This is a genomic window from Cryobacterium sp. TMS1-13-1 (assembly GCF_004403125.1).
Classification (GTDB): Bacteria; Actinomycetota; Actinomycetes; order Actinomycetales; family Microbacteriaceae; genus Cryobacterium; species Cryobacterium levicorallinum.
Genome location: NZ_SOGX01000007.1, coordinates 143,452 through 158,628, shown reverse-complemented (window position 1 = coordinate 158,628; position 15,177 = coordinate 143,452). Strand labels below are relative to the sequence as shown.

Sequence of the window (15,177 nt, the reverse complement as noted above, 5' to 3'; positions counted from 1 at the left end):
TCCCGGCGTTGTCTGCTCACCGCACGTTTCCGTGAAACAGCGACCTATCGGACATGGGGCATTTGCGCGTAATCCGAACTGTAGCGACACATTGTGGCGTCCCGCGGCCCTCGGACAGGGCCGATTTAGGGAGGTTCTGGAGCATCAGAGCGCCACGGTCTTGATCCCCGCCGACAGGCCCGCAGATCGCTCATCGAGGGACGGCGCTAGCGCTCACGTAGACGTCGGCGGGCATTTCTCGTTGGAGGTCCCAGGTGATGGCGATCGGCTTTTCGCCTGCATGCTTGAGGTAGTTGACGCGACCAAGACAGGTGTACGTGCCGACCATTCCCTCGTCGTCCTTACCGTCGTGGCGGGTGAAGAGCAGAACGTTTGAACCGCCGGGCCTGCCATTTATATAGCGGCTTCCAGTCGCGCTCTCGACGGTCGTCCCATTTTGAGATTCCCAGTGGAACCGGGAGGCGTTGAGGGCATAGTCGCGGTACATCGTGTTCGGCGAAAAGTCCTTTTCGGACTTATGGAGCGTCACGAGTAGGGCATCAGTCAACGTCTCGGCGCACCAGGCCACACCCTCACGGTGGCTGTCGACGCGGCCGCCCGTCTCCAAGTTTGCGTAGCCGAGTGCTGCCAGAATCTCTTCCCGGCGATACGAAGCGTGGCTGAACATCGGCACGTCTTCCAGCCCCTTCCCGAGGGCGAGCGGCACCCGCCGGGAGGCATCCGCGCTAAAGGCCACGATCTGCTGAATCTCCGAGCAGACAGTCCGCGTGGCCCGAAGCTGAATCAACGCAGCCTCATAAGACGCGAACTTGTTACCGTCCGGCCACAAAGTGAAGACAAGCATGCGCGCATATCGCTGGTCCCGGACGGACAGCTCCGCGTAGGCAGGGCACCCCGGTGTCGAGAGCCGAGTGTAGGCATCCGCTCGCTCGGGGTCGTCGACGTGCACGAAGGCAACCATCCGTTTGAGAAGCTGTTCCTCGCTTTCAGACATGACTGCGTCGTCACCAGTCGGCCCACTCAAACCGGCCTCTCGGGACAAATCGGTCCAGGTCCACCTGCTATAGATCTCGCGAATCCCCCGCTCGGCGTCTTCGAGGTACTCCGCGAGCAGGTATTCGTGTACCGACGGACGGGTCGATGCGTGTGAGCGGATGTCCGCAACGACGTCTTTCTTGAATTTGAGCTGCGAGCTGATGCTTTCCAGGACGACCTTGCGCGCAACCCGGTCCAACACAAGTTGCGACCCCGACGGCAAAAACGGGAACCCTGCCGCGGCCTCGCGCCTCAGACGGCTGCGGCCAAAGCCCGTCAACTCCCGATAGCGCGTATCGAGACGATATTCGCGGCGGTGCTGACCGATGTAGTCGAGCACGGTCAAAACTGCCTTGCCTTGCGCACGTCTTAATCCACGTCCGAGCTGCTGCAGAAAAATCGTCGGGCTCTGAGTGGGGCGCAACATCAGGATCGTGTCGACGACCGGAATGTCGAGTCCCTCATTGAGCACGTCCACCGCGAAAATGCAGCTGATCTCGCCGTGGCGTAGCCGACGCAGTGTCTCTTCGCGTTCCGCCGACGGAGTCGCGCCGGTAACACATGCCGACGTAATATTCGCCTCATTGAATTTGCGTGCCATGTACGCGGCGTGGGCTACGGAGACGCAAAATCCGATTGCTCGCATCTGGTGAACGTCCGTCACTTTGTCCGCCAGCGTCACCAAAATCTTGGCGGTCCTAGCATCGTTACCCGTGTAGACCGCGTCGAGGCCAGCGTCGCTGTAACTACCTCGCTTCCACTCAACTGACCTGAGATCGACGTCGTCTGAGATGCCGAAGTAGTGGAACGGGACCAGAATGTCAGCTTCGAGGGCGTCCCAGAGCCGGAGTTCGGCCGCGGCACGGCCGGCGAAGAAATCGTTCTTGACGTCGACACCATCCGCGCGCTCCGGCGTGGCGGTGAGACCGAGCAGTTCCTTGGGCTGGAGGTGTTCCAGCAGGCGCCGGTAGGTCTTCGCTTCGGCGTGATGGAATTCGTCGATGATGACCACGTCAAAGTGTTGGGGATGGATGTTCTCTACCCCGTAGGAGTTCAAGGACTGCACACTCGCGAAAACGTGGTTCCACCGCTCGGGCTTGCCCCCGGCGACAAACAGCTCCCCGAAGGTGCCGTCCATGAGAATTTGGCGGAAGACTCGTTGTGTCTGTTCAAGGATCTCCTTCCGGTGAGCGACGAACAGGATCTTCAGGTCAGAACCACGGGCCCGAAGCAGGTTCTGGTAGTCGAGCCCGGCGACGATCGTCTTGCCGGTACCGGTCGCGGCGATAATTAGGTTTCGGTGGCGACCGTGCACGTTTCGCTCGGCCTCGAGCGATTCCAGCATCGCCTGCTGGTACGGGTACGGTCGGACCTCAATGTTCGAGAGGTCGATGGAATCGCCACGGCCGTAATTCGCGCTGCGCCCCAATGCCATGTCGAGGCGTTCGGAATCGCGGTCCGGATCGTAATTCTCAAACGATGGGTCGTTCCAATAGCTGTCGAACGTCGCCGAAAATTTATGGATGAGCGCCGGCGTGCTGATCTGCGAGAGCCGTACGTTCCACTCCAGCCCGTCCACGAGGGCGGAGTGGGAGAGATTGGAACTCCCGACGTACGCCGTGTTGAAACCGGTCTTCCTCCGAAAAAGCCACGCCTTGGCATGCAAGCGGGTGGACTGGGTCTCATAGTTCACTTGCACTTCAGCGCCATACTTGGCCACGAGCTTGTCCAGTGCCTTGCGCTCGGTCGCTCCCACGTAGGTCGTCGTGATGACTCGGAACGGAATCTTGCGATCGTGAAGTTCGATGAGAGCGTCTTCGAGAACACGGATGCCGTGCCAGCGCACGAAGGCGCAGAGAAGGTCCACCTCATCTGCGCTCGCAAGCTCGGCCCGCAATTCAGCGCCCAGACTGGGCTCGTCTCGAGCGTTTGTGAGAAGGGCCGAATCGCTCAGCGCTGTCGCCGGGCGCTCGATCGCTTTTGCGCCGGCGCCGGGAGCGCTCAGCTGGAGCAGCTGACGCAACTCCCCGGGTTCAAAAGATTCATCGGACTGCAGGTCGGCGAGCACGCGGTTGACGAGCGCAACCCGATCAGCGGGATCGATGCCGGTCAGCGCCCGACGGGCGGCATGGGCGATGAATCGGGCGAGGAACTCGGGGGCCTCCGCGTCGACGATTTTATCGGTCGTCTTTCTTGCAGTCTCGGCGCGTACGGTGAGTTCACTCGTCAGGGAACCGGTAATGAGCGTCTCATAGAGCCCGAAGGGCATCGGTTCGGTCATTGGGTAATTTTCCGAGGATCCGCGAGGTCGGCCCGTGCAGGCTCATGGTCGCGGCTCGTTCTCGCACGCACACGTCTCATGTTGGCAATCCCCCAAGTATTTCTAGCGCCTGGTACTTCTGCCTACGACCATAGCAACGACCAGGCATTGGACTCCGTCCAGCACCACCTTGGTGTTCGGGCGCAGTCTCTCAGGCCCGTGGCTGGCACAAATTCCGGTTCCTTTGTGGCATCAGAAATTTCCAGTGACGTTCTCCGCCAGCGTTATTAGCTGTGGAAGAGCAACGAATACTCCGATTGCGGTCACCGTCGCAATGCTGAGCAGCTTCCAGCTGATGCGCCGAACGAGCGCAGATCGAAACTCGCCATCCAGCTTGGTGTACTGCGCCATAAAGTTCGGGGGGGGGGGAGTGCAGACGTGGCGGCAGACCAGGTCTCCGGCGCATCGACGATCGCCGCGAGTTCGACCAGTTCCGCTTCGGCAAGAATTACGGGCCGTTTCAGAAGCCAACGCCGCAAGTTGTACGCATCCAAGATTTTCACTTCCTCGGGCTGCTTCTTGATCGTGATCGACGCGGGGCTGACCAGCGCGATCACGGCCTGCACCGGCGGGAGCTGTGGCATCCGCTCGTGAAGTATTTTGGTGACGCGTGTGGCCTCGAATTTGGAGTTGCGAAGGTAGGGCTGCTTGTGGCCGTTGACCAGGAACGCCCGTTCGGCGATCCAGATCTTCTTGCCGCGATGGTGCTTGGTATTGATGGTGAAGATGCCGCCGGGGCCGATCACGAGGTGGTCGATATCGGCGTCGGCTTCGCCGATGGGGAGAGCGTGGAAGACTCGCCACTCGGGCGGGAGCCGGCTGAGAATTCTGCCGACCTCGATCTCGCCCTGGGCGCCGCGGTACCAGGCGACGCTGTCAGCGGCCAGCGGGGAGACGCCCCAGAACCGGGCGAAGCGCGTGCGCGGCGGCATCGACAGCTGCTGGTGGAGCAGCTCTTCGATGACCGATTGGGCGGCGATTCGATGGCGCATGCCCGGTAGCTGTGTTGTCATTCATCCCCCGATGATTAGTGCCACTTTAGCGAATCCGACACCGAGCCAGTCTGCGCTAGGCGAGAACCGCGGCGAGGTGCTGGTAGGCATCCACTTGATGTGTTGCACGCCGGATGCGCTCGGCCGGATCTCTGTGCCAGAGCGCCTGAGCTCCCGGATGGTAGGTGGAGATGACGGTGAGTTCATTGGCCGTATTCGGCGCGCGCCGCAGCACCCGGTGCCACGATCTGAGGGCGTCTCCGCCCTGAAGCAGCACGACCTGCACGGCTGGTGCCAGGTGGAGCATTTCGAGGATGGTGTCAACGCCGGCCTCTAACTCGGCGGCCTTGGGGGCGCGATTGATGAACCAGGGGTAGGCGTTCCACGGCAGAATATCGCAGGCACTAACGCCGACTGACGCGAAGCGCGCGCACTGCCGTTCAGCGGTTGGGTCATCGTTTTCGATGCTGATGAACCCACTGCCCTTGTCTTTGCGTGTGGCAGGGCCTGGATCGCGCAGCACGGAGAGTACGCGAGCGTTATTGCCACCGTGGATCGGTGCGACGTAAGGAACCCAGAGGTCTGGCGTGCTGATCTGGTCGACGTAGTCGTTGATCGGCTTGATGTGCCGATCGAAACGATGCTTCACCTGCTCAGCGAGGTAGGCGGGTTCCTTCATGCGTCGGGTCATGGGGTGAATGTACCCGGGGTTGCTGCAGTTCGCGAGGCTACCCGGGTGTTTGGGCCGCCCGACTGACGCGCGGGTCGCTAGTCGGTCACTAGCCGGCAAGGGGGCGAGAGTCATTCGCGCGTTCAGAAGTAAGAGTCCCTCCGTGCTCACGATTGAGCTTCGCGTGAGTGCGATAGCGGCGCGAACCCGCAGTGAGCCGGGCGAAAAGCCCGGTCATTTTAGCCAGTGTCTGACGCAACGGGGATCATCCGCTGGTGAATTGGGCGAGCCGATCACGGTTGCCGCTCAATCGGACGGAGGCGTGCCCAGTCTGGGCATCAGGATCGGAGGCATCGGCGTTGTGATGCGCGCAGGCCTACCCGCCGCCAGATTCTGCGCCTGGCCACGAATGTAACCCGGCACGTGTTTCGAAATCGACTGGTGCGCGGGCAACTCCCGCGTCGCTGCAATCACGGCGTCCAGGGTCTGAGCGATGACCTCTCGGGCGCGCGAAGACTCGAGGCCCCAGGCACGGGCCTCATCGACCAGGTGATCGAGAGTGACCCGCGTGATGACGCGTTCGCCGCTGATGGACATCGCCATCTCCAGCGGTGCCTCAAACCCGAGAGCGAGCGGCGCGGCATCGTAGAAGGGAGCCAATTGTGAGCGGCCATCATCAAAGCGGAGGAGCGAAAAATTCTTCGCGTGCGCGTCGGTGTTGCCAGCCGCGACGTTGAGCACTGTGTATCGAAGCAGCTTCTCGCGGTCTGGTTCTGTGCGGTCGAAGATGCTGCGGTCGCGGTCGAGCACCGAAGCGATCGCGGCCAGGCTGGCACCGCGGTTGCTGCGCTCGAACTTGTCGTCCCCGCCCCACGGGAGCGCCAACGCCTGCGCCAAGTCCTCCTGATGAATTCGCTCGATGCTGGAATTCGTGATTCGTCGGTCATAGCGCTCGACGACCAGCACCGGCGTCTGGCCGATCGTGTCCACCCACGAATCGAAGTGAAGGAGGCCGAGCGCCCGAGCGACACCCAACACGTAGTTCTCACCCTCGACGAGATGGCGATTTTCTTCGGAGACCGGTTTGAGGATGTGGGTGGAGGGTTTCGTACCGTTACCCGCGATCCAGCGGCCATCAGAACGGGTGAGGGCGAGTTTTCGTTGGAAGCCGGGCAGCGCGGAACCGCCGCCGCCAAGAATGTAGCCGGCCGCCTGGCTCAGCAACTGCACGAGTTCGGACTCCTCGAGCAGTCGGGGTTGCCCTGTCACGCGGCCCGCGCCGATCGTGAGCGCGCCGATGAGGTCTGCCCCGACAGCACCGAAGATGCCGATCAGGTCGTTGCTGCGCACCTGGAGCGCATTGGCCAGTAAGTCGAGCCAGCGCCCCTCCGGCAGCAGTGCGCCGAAGAATGACTCCGTGGTGTCGACATGTGACGTGCCGACGGGGAGGGAGGCCGACAGCGGCGTCGAACGCAGGGGCCACCGCGCGAGGGCGTCGTTGCTCCAGTCGAACAGGGCGCGACCCCGGGATGCGCGGGTGAGGTCGCCGATGTGTACGCCATAGAGCTCGACGCGCAGGGCGAGGTCACTCATCATCGACCGGCGACGTCGACTGCGCCGAGAGGGCAATTCCGAGCCTGGCCAGAATCTCGAAGTACCTCTCATCAGCCCTCTTGGGCTTTCCGGCCTCGAGTTCGGAGACGTAGCGCTGGGTTGTGCCGAGGGCCACCGCCAATTGCCGCTGGGTCATACCGTGCTGAAGACGGATGCGCCGCGTGAAGTCGCCGAGGTCAACCGCCGACCGAATTTGAGCGATCATCGCACCTCCGCTGCAGTATTACCGAACGGTAGTAGCCTAGCATTCGATTACCGAAAGGTAATGATGGGCGTGCAATTACCTTTCGGTAATACGGCTCTTAGACCGCATGCTCCGCGAGAATCGACTCCAGCGTCCTGCCCAGATATCGCGGCTAGCGTCGAGCGCGTTGGCGTTGGCGTTGGCGTTGGCCGGTACACAGGCCTCAGGAATTACACAAGATACACAGAGATATACAAGGCGCACAGCGGATGCCATGGGGTCGGTCCCTGACAGCACCGAACGCAGCTGGACACCCCAGGAACCCGGCCGTAGCGCGATCGTCACGAATGTGTACACATTCGAGACCACACATCGTCGACTCTATACATGACCGCAGCCGCCGCCTTTTCTGTTCTTCCGAGTCGAGAGATCCGCACCGAACTTCCGAAAGCCCGAGAACGATTTCGCGCTGAGCCTCGGGTCAGGTAACCAGGACAAACCCTGAGCCGAAGTAAGGAGTCTTGCCAGACTCGATTAGGGGCAGGGGATCTTGGTGTAGCGGCGACCCTTGTTATCAACAAAGGTTCCGTTGTTGCCGTAGGCGCGGCATCCGGTGTAGTTGTCGACGCTGGGGACGGCGGGCGCAACGTAGGGCGCGACGTAGGGGGCAACATACGGTTGCTCGGCGGCCCGCTGGGCGGCGAGAGCTTTCGCGTCGGCGGCCGCTTGCGCATCGTCGCCGTGTGGCGGGGGCGGCTGGGAGGCTTTGCTCAGGTTTGGCTGGGCACAATAGAAACCCCAGCCAAACCGAAGGGCCCCAATGAGCAATTTCCAGCGCATTCTGAGCATGGCATCCAAGGCCCTTGAACAGAAAGGGCAGCCGTCCTCCAGCGGGTCAGGCAAGACGGATTGGCGCGCGATGGTGCGCACCGCAGCCGACAAGGTCACCGGAGACAGCAGGCCCCCGGCGAACAACGAGCAGCGCAGTGCAGCTCCCCTTGCTGGTTCGAACGTGAGCGCGCAAGACCGCGCGGCTATCGCCCGTTACGACTACCTGCTGCAGACCGCGCAGCCGCAGCAGCTCGAGCAGGTGCACCGCGACGCGTTCGCGCGGCTCACTCCGACGCAACGCGACGAGGTCAATTCCCAGTTGCGCGCAGAGCTGCCCGCCAACGAATACCCGGCATCGTCCAGCCCGGACGACCTGGCCCGGTCGGCCACCCGCGGCGAAGCCCAGAATCCCGGGTTCCTGAAGAAACTGTTCGCGAAGCCGTCCGGCCGAGGAGTCGGCGGCGCTCTGGCCGGAGCCGCTGTCGGGCTCGGGGCCGGGGCCGGCGGGCTACTCGCCGCCGTCGCCGGTGGCGCGGTGCTCAGCACTGTGGCCGGGCCTCTTCTGGAACAGGCGGCGGGATTGGGCGTCGATTTCGAGAACCTTGCCGGCGGACTCGACGGCGTCACCGGCAGTCTCGCCGGCGGACTCGAGGGCGTCACCGGCGGTCTTGAGGGAGTCACCCAGGGCGTCACCGACGGGGCGGGCGAGTATGCGACCGGGCTGGGCGAGCAGGTGAAAGATCTGCGGTCGAACTTTGAGATCCCCGGCCTCTCGGCACTTGGCAACCTGTTTGGCCGCGACTAGGCAGTACCGACGACGACGGCTTCGCTAGCAGCCGGCCGGGACTCGGCCGGGATCTCAACCCCAAGGCTCTCGTCTTCTTCCTCGCGTTCATGCCGCAGTTCATCCAGCCGGAACAGCCGCTGCGCCCCCAATATCTCGTACTGACCGTCAGCGTAGTACTGATCGACATCGTCGTGATGTGGCTGTTCTTCGCGGTGGCGGCGAGATCGTTCCAGCGCTTCACGAACACCACTCGCGGCCAGCTCATTCTCAACCGCACGTTCGGCCTGCTGTTCATATCCGTCGCGCTGCTGCTGGCACTGGTGCACTGAGCGGGTATACCCGGGCGCGCCTGACCATCAGCGCTCTCGGAATGAGCCAGCCGGTCGTCGTCGGGTCCCCGCGCGGATCGCCGAGCAAGCCTCCGCCCGACCGGTTCCCTACAACGCGAGCGCCGGCTCCCCCAGCGCCCGCATGACCGAGTACAGGTCGGCTTTTCCCTCGAAGCCGATCCCGGGCAGGTTCGGCATCGTGATGAAGCCGTTTACTACTTCCGATCCATCAGGAAAACCGCCGAAGGGCTGGAACAGGTCGGGATAGCTCTCGTTACCACCGAGGCCGAGGCCGGCCGCGATGTTGAGGGACATCTGGTGGCCGCCGTGCGGGATGCAGCGCGAGCGGGACCATCCGTTCTGCTCGAGCATATTGAGGGTGCGCAGGTATTCCACGAGCCCGTAACTGAGCGCGCAGTCGAACTGCAGCCAGTCTTTCTCGGGTCGCAGGCCTCCGTAGCGAATGAGGTTGCGGGCGTCCTGCATGGAGAACAGGTTCTCGCCGGTAGCGATGGGCTTGTCGTAGGCGGCGGCAACCGCCGCCTGCGCCTCGAAGTCCAGGGGATCGACGGGCTCTTCGTACCAGAACAGGTCGTACTGCGAGAGCGCCCGAGCGTATTCCACGGCGGTCGCATGGTCGAAACGACCGTTGGCGTCTACGGCCAGTCGCTGATGCGGTTCAAGCATGCCCAGCACGGCTTCGATGCGCTGCAGGTCGTCGGCCAGCGGCGCTCCGCCGATCTTGGCCTTCACTACGGTGTAGCCGCGGTCGAAATAGCTCTGCATCTCATCGGTCAGGCCGGTGAGGCCGCGCCCGGGCTGGTAGTAGCCGCCGGCGGCGTAGACGAAGACCTCACGGTTGGGCGTTCCCGTACCGAAACGCTCGGCCAGCAGCTGAAACAGCGGCTTCTCCTCGATCTTGGCCACGGCATCCCAGACGGCCATGTCAACCGCGCCCACCGCAACGGATCGCTCACCATGCCCGCCGGGCTTTTCGTTGGTCATCATGGTGTTCCAGATGCGTTCCGGGTCTAAGTTGTCGCGCACCGGGTCGCGCAGGTCGGCCGGGTCTGCCTCGAGCAGGCGCGGCAACAGACGCTCGCGAATGATGGCGCCCTGGCCGTAACGCCCGTTGGAGTTGAAGCCATAGCCCACGACCGGGCGGCCATCGCGCACGACGTCGGTGACAACGGCGACCACGCTCAGGGTCATCTTGCTGAAGTCGATGAAAGCGTTGCGAATCGGCGAGCTGATCGGCATGGTCTCTTCGCGTACGTCGACGATTCTCATCGCAGCACAGCCTCGGCGGTCACGGTAGCGAATGCATCGGCGAGGGCGTCGGAAACCTCCTCGGTGGTGGCGCGTCCGCCGAGATCGGGGGTGCGCACATCCGTTTCGAGCAGCACGTGGCCCATGGTGTCCACGAGCGCGGCGCCCGCTTCGGAGTGGCCGAGGTGGTCGAGCATCATCGACGCGGCCCAGACCTGGCCGAGCGGGTTGGCTTTGCCCTGGCCGGCGATGTCGGGTGCCGAGCCGTGTACGGGCTCGAACATCGAGGGGAACTCGCCCTCGGGGTTGAGGTTAGCCGAGGGCGCGATGCCGATGCTGCCGATAATGGCCGCGCCGAGGTCGGTGAGAATGTCGCCGAACAGGTTGGAGGCCACGACCACGTCGAAACGGCCCGGGTCCAGCACGAACAAGGCTGCGAGGGCGTCAATGTGGTATTCCGAGATCTCCAGCAACGGATGCTCCTGCCCGAGTTCGCGCAGAATCTCGTCCCAGAACGGCATGGTGTGAATGATGCCGTTGGACTTGGTCGCGCTGGCGAGTCGTCCCTCGCGCTGTTCGGCGAGGTTGATGGCATAGTTCATGGCTCGGGTCACGCCGAATCGGGTGAAGATCGATTCTTGAATAGCGACCTCCTGCGGCAGGCCGCGGTAGAGGCGACCGCCGCTTTCGGAGTACTCGCCCTCGTTGTTTTCGCGCACCACCTGAAAGTCGATGCCCCCGGCGGGCACCTTGCGCAGTGGGCTTTCAATGCCCGGGAGCAGCTTAATGGGACGCAGGTTGATGTATTGCTGGAAGGCGCGGCGGATGGGTATGAGCAGGCCCCACAGCGAGACGTGGTCTGGTACACCGGGAAACCCGACCGCGCCGAGCAGGATCTGGTCGCACTCGGCGAGCTGTTCGATGCCATCGGCGGGCATCATGGCGCCGGTGCGGGCGTAGTACTCGCAGCTCCAGTCAAAATTTTGCCATTCGAAGGCGAACCCGAAACGGTGGCCGGCCAGCTCGAGCAGGCGCTGTGCCGGGGGCATCACTTCGGTGCCGATTCCGTCGCCGGGAATGACGGCGATGCGGTGGGTGGGAATGGTCATGGGGTTACCTCCGAGTTTGGATAGTTCGTTTGGGAAGGGTGAAGATCTGAATGCGCCACATTTCTTAGGCGCCGGCGCCCGAACCACCCTCGTGCACGCTCACGGTCGGCTCGATGCCGTCGGCACCGACCACCTCGCGCCAGGCCTCGAACCCGCCCTGGAACGCTACGATTCCAGCCTCGGGCAGCGAGATCTCGATCGCTTCCAGAATCTCGGTCGCCGACACCCCGAGGTCCAGAGCCACCCGGATGTGGCTTTGGATGTGCCCCTTCGCCGCGCGCATCACCGTGAGGCTCACGATGAAGATGAGCTCCTTGGTGCGCCGGTCCAGGGTGCGCTGGTCGAGGTACGCGGCCGACACCAGGTGGTTCGCGGCCTGCAGCACCGGAAAATCCTGTTTCGCCATCACCTTGTGGTAATCGAGCACATAACCACGCTTGCGGGCCATCTGGTCGATGTAGTCCTGCGGGTTCTCAGACATGAACTGCTCCTTCTGATTCGGATCGAATTGCTATGGATCGAAGCTCGACCTGGTTGACGACTTCGACATAACGCACGACCTCGGTGTGGTCTAAGGGCACAGTGTGGTCTAACGGCACGGGGTCACCGAGCACCCGGCGGGCCTCGGCGAGCACCCCCACGGTCGTGTCCGTGATCGGCGTGCTCATTCCGGCACCGAGCGCCTGGGCGATCGCCACGTCCTTGAGCATGAGGTCGAGCGAGAAACCGGAATCGAACGTGCCGTTCAGTACGTGTTTGGCGTACTTCACCTCAGTGGCCTGGCTGCGCCCGGTCGACGAATTCACTACGTCCAGCATTACCGCAGCGTCGATGCCGAAGCTGCGCGCCACCGTGAAGATCTCGGCCGCAGCCGCGAGATTGGTGGCCGACAATAAATTATTGAGCGCCTTCGCGGCGTGCCCGGACCCGCTCGGCCCCACCACGGTGATGCGGGTGCCGAGCGGAGCCAGGTGCTCCATCGCCCGCTCCCGATCAGCCGCGAGCCCACCCACCATGATCGACAGCTCCCCGATGCTGGCCTTTGCCACCCCGCCGGACACCGGGGCATCCACGAACGCGATCCCGGCGGAAGCGGCCTGCGCGGCCAGCCGTTGCGTGCTCGCCGGCTCCGACGAGCCCATGTCGATCACGAGGGCACCGGGCTCGAGCTGGGCGAGCAGCGCTACCACGACGGATTCGACGATGCGGCTGTTGGGGAGCATCAGGATCACCGTGCGGATGCCCACCGGAAGCTCCTCGAGCCCGGCCAGTGCCCGACCGCCCACCGCGGCGGCGAGCGTGGCGCTCGCCGCCGCATCCACGTCGTAGAGCAGCACGTCACGACCGGGCGCGTAGCGGCGAACCATCGGGTCGCCCATTTTGCCGAGGCCGATGAACAGTGTGGTCATAATGTCTCCTTTGACAGTGTGGAAAAGTACAGTGCTCAGGCCACGGGCACCGGGGGCGGAGTGGTTCGAGCCAGCACCACGGCGATGTATCCGGCCAGGATCTGCACCGCGCCCACAATGATCCACAGCGCTACCTCGGGCACCGCCGCGTAGAGCAGGCCGAATGCGAGCGGTCCGGCACCGCTGCCGATGTAGGTACCGATCTGCATGATGCCCGTCGCGCTTGGCGTAGCCGGACCGGCCACGCGGGACACCACAAAGTGGGTGAGTCCGGGCCAGCCCCAGCCAATGCCGAGAGCCAGCAGCATGCCCACCACGAAGGTCCACTGGGTGTCGACGGCCATGAGCAGCACCCCCACGCCGCCGACGCACATCATGGTGGCCACGGTCGCGAGCGCGAATTTGCTGTTCGCTCGATCCGCGATCCGTCCCACGATGACGCGCACGGTGACGCTGAGCAAACCGCCTACGCTCAAGAGGATGCCCGCCCACGCTAGCGGCAGGCCGCGCTCGATGCCGGTGATCACCGCATACGCGGTGACGGCGCCGGTGGCCGCGGCGGAGAGCGTGGTGACGCTCGTCATCAGCAGCAGGTACTTCATCAGCGCCGGCGTCAGCGGCACGTGTGAGCCGCCTCGTCGATGGCGCGAGAGCTCCCCGCGCGGCACCGACCACCAGAACAGCACGCCCACCGCAAGCGCGAACAGGCTCGCCAGACCGAATCCCCAGTGCCACCCCAAAGTGAGCGCGAGCGCGGGCACGGCCAGCCCGGCCAGGAACGCGGAGAACGGGATCGCCGATTGCTTGATACCGAACGCGGTCGCGAGCATGCCGCGCCGCACCCGCAGGTTGATCAGCTGATTCGCCGCCGGGTGACTGATGCCATTGGACACCCCGCCCACTCCGGCCCACACCAGCAGCCAGGCCCACGACGGTACCAGGAACGCGCTGCCCACCAGGCTCAGCGCGCCGATGACCACCCCTAGCAGGGTCGCCGAGCGGATACCCGACCACGACACAAGCCGGCCGGCCAGCAGGGACATCACCGCGGCCGCACCCCAGTAGCTGGCCACCGCCGCGCCGAGCACCCACTGTGGCGCCGGCACATCGCGCTGGATCTGCACGAACAGGGCGCCAAGCAAGAACACCGGCAGCCCGCCAGTGATGGTGGCGCCCACCGCGAGCACCACCGCACGGGAGCCCGACTCGCGCCGGCGCATCACTTACGCACGAGAGGCAGTGAGGGTATCTCTGGACACTGCTACGCCTCCGCCGAGCACTGTGGAGTCGTCGAGCTCGGACACGCTTGCGGCCAGTGCCTTCGCCGCGGGCGCCCCGATCAGCCCTTCCGCCTTCTGCACGATGTCGGCCCAGGTTGCCCGGTCGCCCGGCGCCCCACGGAAGGAATTTTCCCTCTTCTCGATCACGGTTCCGTTTCGGAGCACAACCTGCACTTCGGCCTGCCACCGAGCCGGGAATGCGGCCTCGAGCGAGTCGCTGCGATAGCACTCGACCTTTTCCATCCACTCCATGAGCTCCGCGGCCACGGCAGGTGCGTCGTCGAACTGGTCGACAGTGGCGCGCCCGGTTGCGAGCGCGACCGCCGCGCCGAACGGCATATTGAACTGGGCGTCCACCGGCGTGTTGACCACGAGTTTGCGTGCCGCGGGCTCAGAAACGAGCGAGGCACCGGCCCGGATCACGCCGACTCGGATGCGTGCGACATCGTCGATGCCGAGCTCAGGGTTCTGCTCGCGAATGTCGCGCAGCAGATCGATGTTGCCGTGCATATAGCGGCAGCAGGGGTAGAACTTGATCGAGGTGTCGAGCGCGCTACGGCCGAATTCGAGCGCCAGCTGTCGGCCCTCGACCACGCCCGCGCCATACTGCACGAGAAAGCCGTCTCGGCCCTCGATGGCCGTGGCCGGTGCGGTGAATCCGGCGGCGGCGAGCTTCGCAGCGCGAATACCCGTGGCCGCGGCATGCCCGGCGTTGAGCCGTTTGGTCCAGGAGCCGTCGGCCAGAAATTCGAGCGAACCAGACGCCATGTTCGCCGCCAGTCCGAGGGCATGCGCCGTCTGCTCCACCGTGAGACCGAGCAGCCGGGCCGCCGCCGCCGCGGCACCGAGGCAGCCGGCCACCCCCGTGGGGTGAAAGCCGCGCCCGTAGCTCTCGCGGGCACCGAGCAGCACGCCCACCGTGCACATCACGTCGTAGCCCACGATGGCGGCCCGCAGTACCTCACCGGTGAGCGACTGCCGCGTGCTGGCGAGAGCGAGCACTGCCGGGAAGATGACGACGCCGGGGTGCAGCGAGGACTCCTCGAAGGTGTCATCGAGTTCGAGGCCGTGTGCGGTGATGCCGTTCACCAGGGCGGCGCTTTCCACCGTGGCGAAGCCGCTTGTACCAGCTCCATCCACTCCGTGCAGGGCGGCCGAGAAGAAGGCCGTCGGCTGCTCCGATATTTCGACGGCAGCGCGGGCAGCCACCGCCGAGTCGCGGTGAAACCCGCCGCCGGTGATGGCGTGGTAGTCGAGCAGCAGCAGCCGCATCCACTCTGCAAGCTCGGGCGACACTGTGTGGTCGGCCACGGCGTGGGCGGCGAGACGGTGTGAGACGGTACTCATG

Annotated in this window: 13 protein-coding genes and 1 pseudogene; 2 read left to right on the top strand and 12 right to left on the bottom strand. The window is 64.2% G+C overall.

Annotated features, from left to right (window positions below; all coding sequences use genetic code 11):
* Nucleotides 1-190: 190 nt before the first annotated feature.
* The 6 genes from E3T31_RS06420 to E3T31_RS06395 all read right to left on the bottom strand — a co-directional run bounded on the left by E3T31_RS06420 (nucleotide 191) and on the right by E3T31_RS06395 (nucleotide 7,655).
* Nucleotides 191-3,316 (bottom strand): DUF3427 domain-containing protein, encoded by a 3,126-nt coding sequence (locus tag E3T31_RS06420; RefSeq protein ID WP_134468011.1) that lies wholly within the window; start codon nucleotides 3,314-3,316, stop codon nucleotides 191-193.
* Between the two features lie 302 nt (nucleotides 3,317-3,618).
* Entirely contained in the window at nucleotides 3,619-4,347 is a 729-nt protein-coding gene (locus E3T31_RS06415) for a nuclease-related domain-containing protein (RefSeq protein WP_166788408.1), read from the bottom strand.
* Between the two features lie 76 nt (nucleotides 4,348-4,423).
* A complete protein-coding gene (locus tag E3T31_RS06410; protein WP_134468009.1) occupies nucleotides 4,424-5,038 on the bottom strand; it encodes a uracil-DNA glycosylase in 615 nt (204 codons plus the stop codon).
* Between the two features lie 285 nt (nucleotides 5,039-5,323).
* Nucleotides 5,324-6,610 carry a type II toxin-antitoxin system HipA family toxin gene (locus tag E3T31_RS06405; protein WP_166788407.1) on the bottom strand — a complete coding sequence of 429 codons (1,287 nt, stop codon included), beginning with the start codon at nucleotides 6,608-6,610 and terminating at the stop codon, nucleotides 5,324-5,326.
* Complete coding sequence (locus E3T31_RS06400; RefSeq protein WP_134468007.1) at nucleotides 6,603-6,836, bottom strand: helix-turn-helix transcriptional regulator; 234 nt, start codon at nucleotides 6,834-6,836, stop codon at nucleotides 6,603-6,605. The genes E3T31_RS06405 and E3T31_RS06400 overlap by 8 nt, the downstream gene beginning before the upstream one ends.
* Before the next feature lie 513 nt (nucleotides 6,837-7,349).
* Nucleotides 7,350-7,655 carry a hypothetical protein gene (locus E3T31_RS06395; protein WP_134468006.1) on the bottom strand — a complete coding sequence of 102 codons (306 nt, stop codon included), beginning with the start codon at nucleotides 7,653-7,655 and terminating at the stop codon, nucleotides 7,350-7,352.
* Between E3T31_RS06395 and E3T31_RS06390 the strand changes: the two genes are divergently transcribed.
* Together E3T31_RS06390 and E3T31_RS06385 are read left to right on the top strand one after the other, a co-directional pair.
* Nucleotides 7,636-8,451, top strand: a complete 816-nt coding sequence (locus E3T31_RS06390; protein ID WP_134468005.1) for a hypothetical protein — start codon at nucleotides 7,636-7,638, stop codon at nucleotides 8,449-8,451. The genes E3T31_RS06395 and E3T31_RS06390 overlap by 20 nt on opposite strands.
* Nucleotides 8,452-8,504: 53 nt before the next feature.
* Nucleotides 8,505-8,762 (top strand): annotated as a pseudogene (locus E3T31_RS06385) (LysE family transporter); the annotation flags it as partial.
* Nucleotides 8,763-8,870: 108 nt separating this feature from the next.
* Here E3T31_RS06385 and E3T31_RS06380 read toward each other — a convergent pair.
* The 6 genes from E3T31_RS06380 to E3T31_RS06355 all read right to left on the bottom strand — a co-directional run bounded on the left by E3T31_RS06380 (nucleotide 8,871) and on the right by E3T31_RS06355 (nucleotide 15,176).
* Entirely contained in the window at nucleotides 8,871-10,052 is a 1,182-nt protein-coding gene (locus E3T31_RS06380) for a mandelate racemase/muconate lactonizing enzyme family protein (RefSeq protein ID WP_134468003.1), read from the bottom strand.
* A complete protein-coding gene (locus tag E3T31_RS06375; RefSeq protein WP_174844854.1) occupies nucleotides 10,049-11,140 on the bottom strand; it encodes a tartrate dehydrogenase in 1,092 nt (363 codons plus the stop codon). Before E3T31_RS06375 ends, E3T31_RS06380 begins: the two co-directional genes overlap by 4 nt.
* 64 nt (nucleotides 11,141-11,204) lie before the next feature.
* Nucleotides 11,205-11,621 carry a carboxymuconolactone decarboxylase family protein gene (locus E3T31_RS06370; RefSeq protein WP_134468002.1) on the bottom strand — a complete coding sequence of 139 codons (417 nt, stop codon included), beginning with the start codon at nucleotides 11,619-11,621 and terminating at the stop codon, nucleotides 11,205-11,207.
* Nucleotides 11,614-12,549: an NAD(P)-dependent oxidoreductase gene (locus E3T31_RS06365; protein WP_134468001.1), complete on the bottom strand. Its 936-nt coding sequence runs from the start codon at nucleotides 12,547-12,549 to the stop codon at nucleotides 11,614-11,616. The genes E3T31_RS06370 and E3T31_RS06365 overlap by 8 nt, the downstream gene beginning before the upstream one ends.
* A 35-nt stretch (nucleotides 12,550-12,584) precedes the next feature.
* Nucleotides 12,585-13,739 carry an MFS transporter gene (locus E3T31_RS06360; protein ID WP_206750309.1) on the bottom strand — a complete coding sequence of 385 codons (1,155 nt, stop codon included), beginning with the start codon at nucleotides 13,737-13,739 and terminating at the stop codon, nucleotides 12,585-12,587.
* Between the two features lie 33 nt (nucleotides 13,740-13,772).
* Nucleotides 13,773-15,176, bottom strand: coding sequence for an MmgE/PrpD family protein (locus tag E3T31_RS06355; protein ID WP_166788405.1), 1,404 nt, complete (start codon nucleotides 15,174-15,176; stop codon nucleotides 13,773-13,775).
* Nucleotide 15,177: the final 1 nt, after the last annotated feature.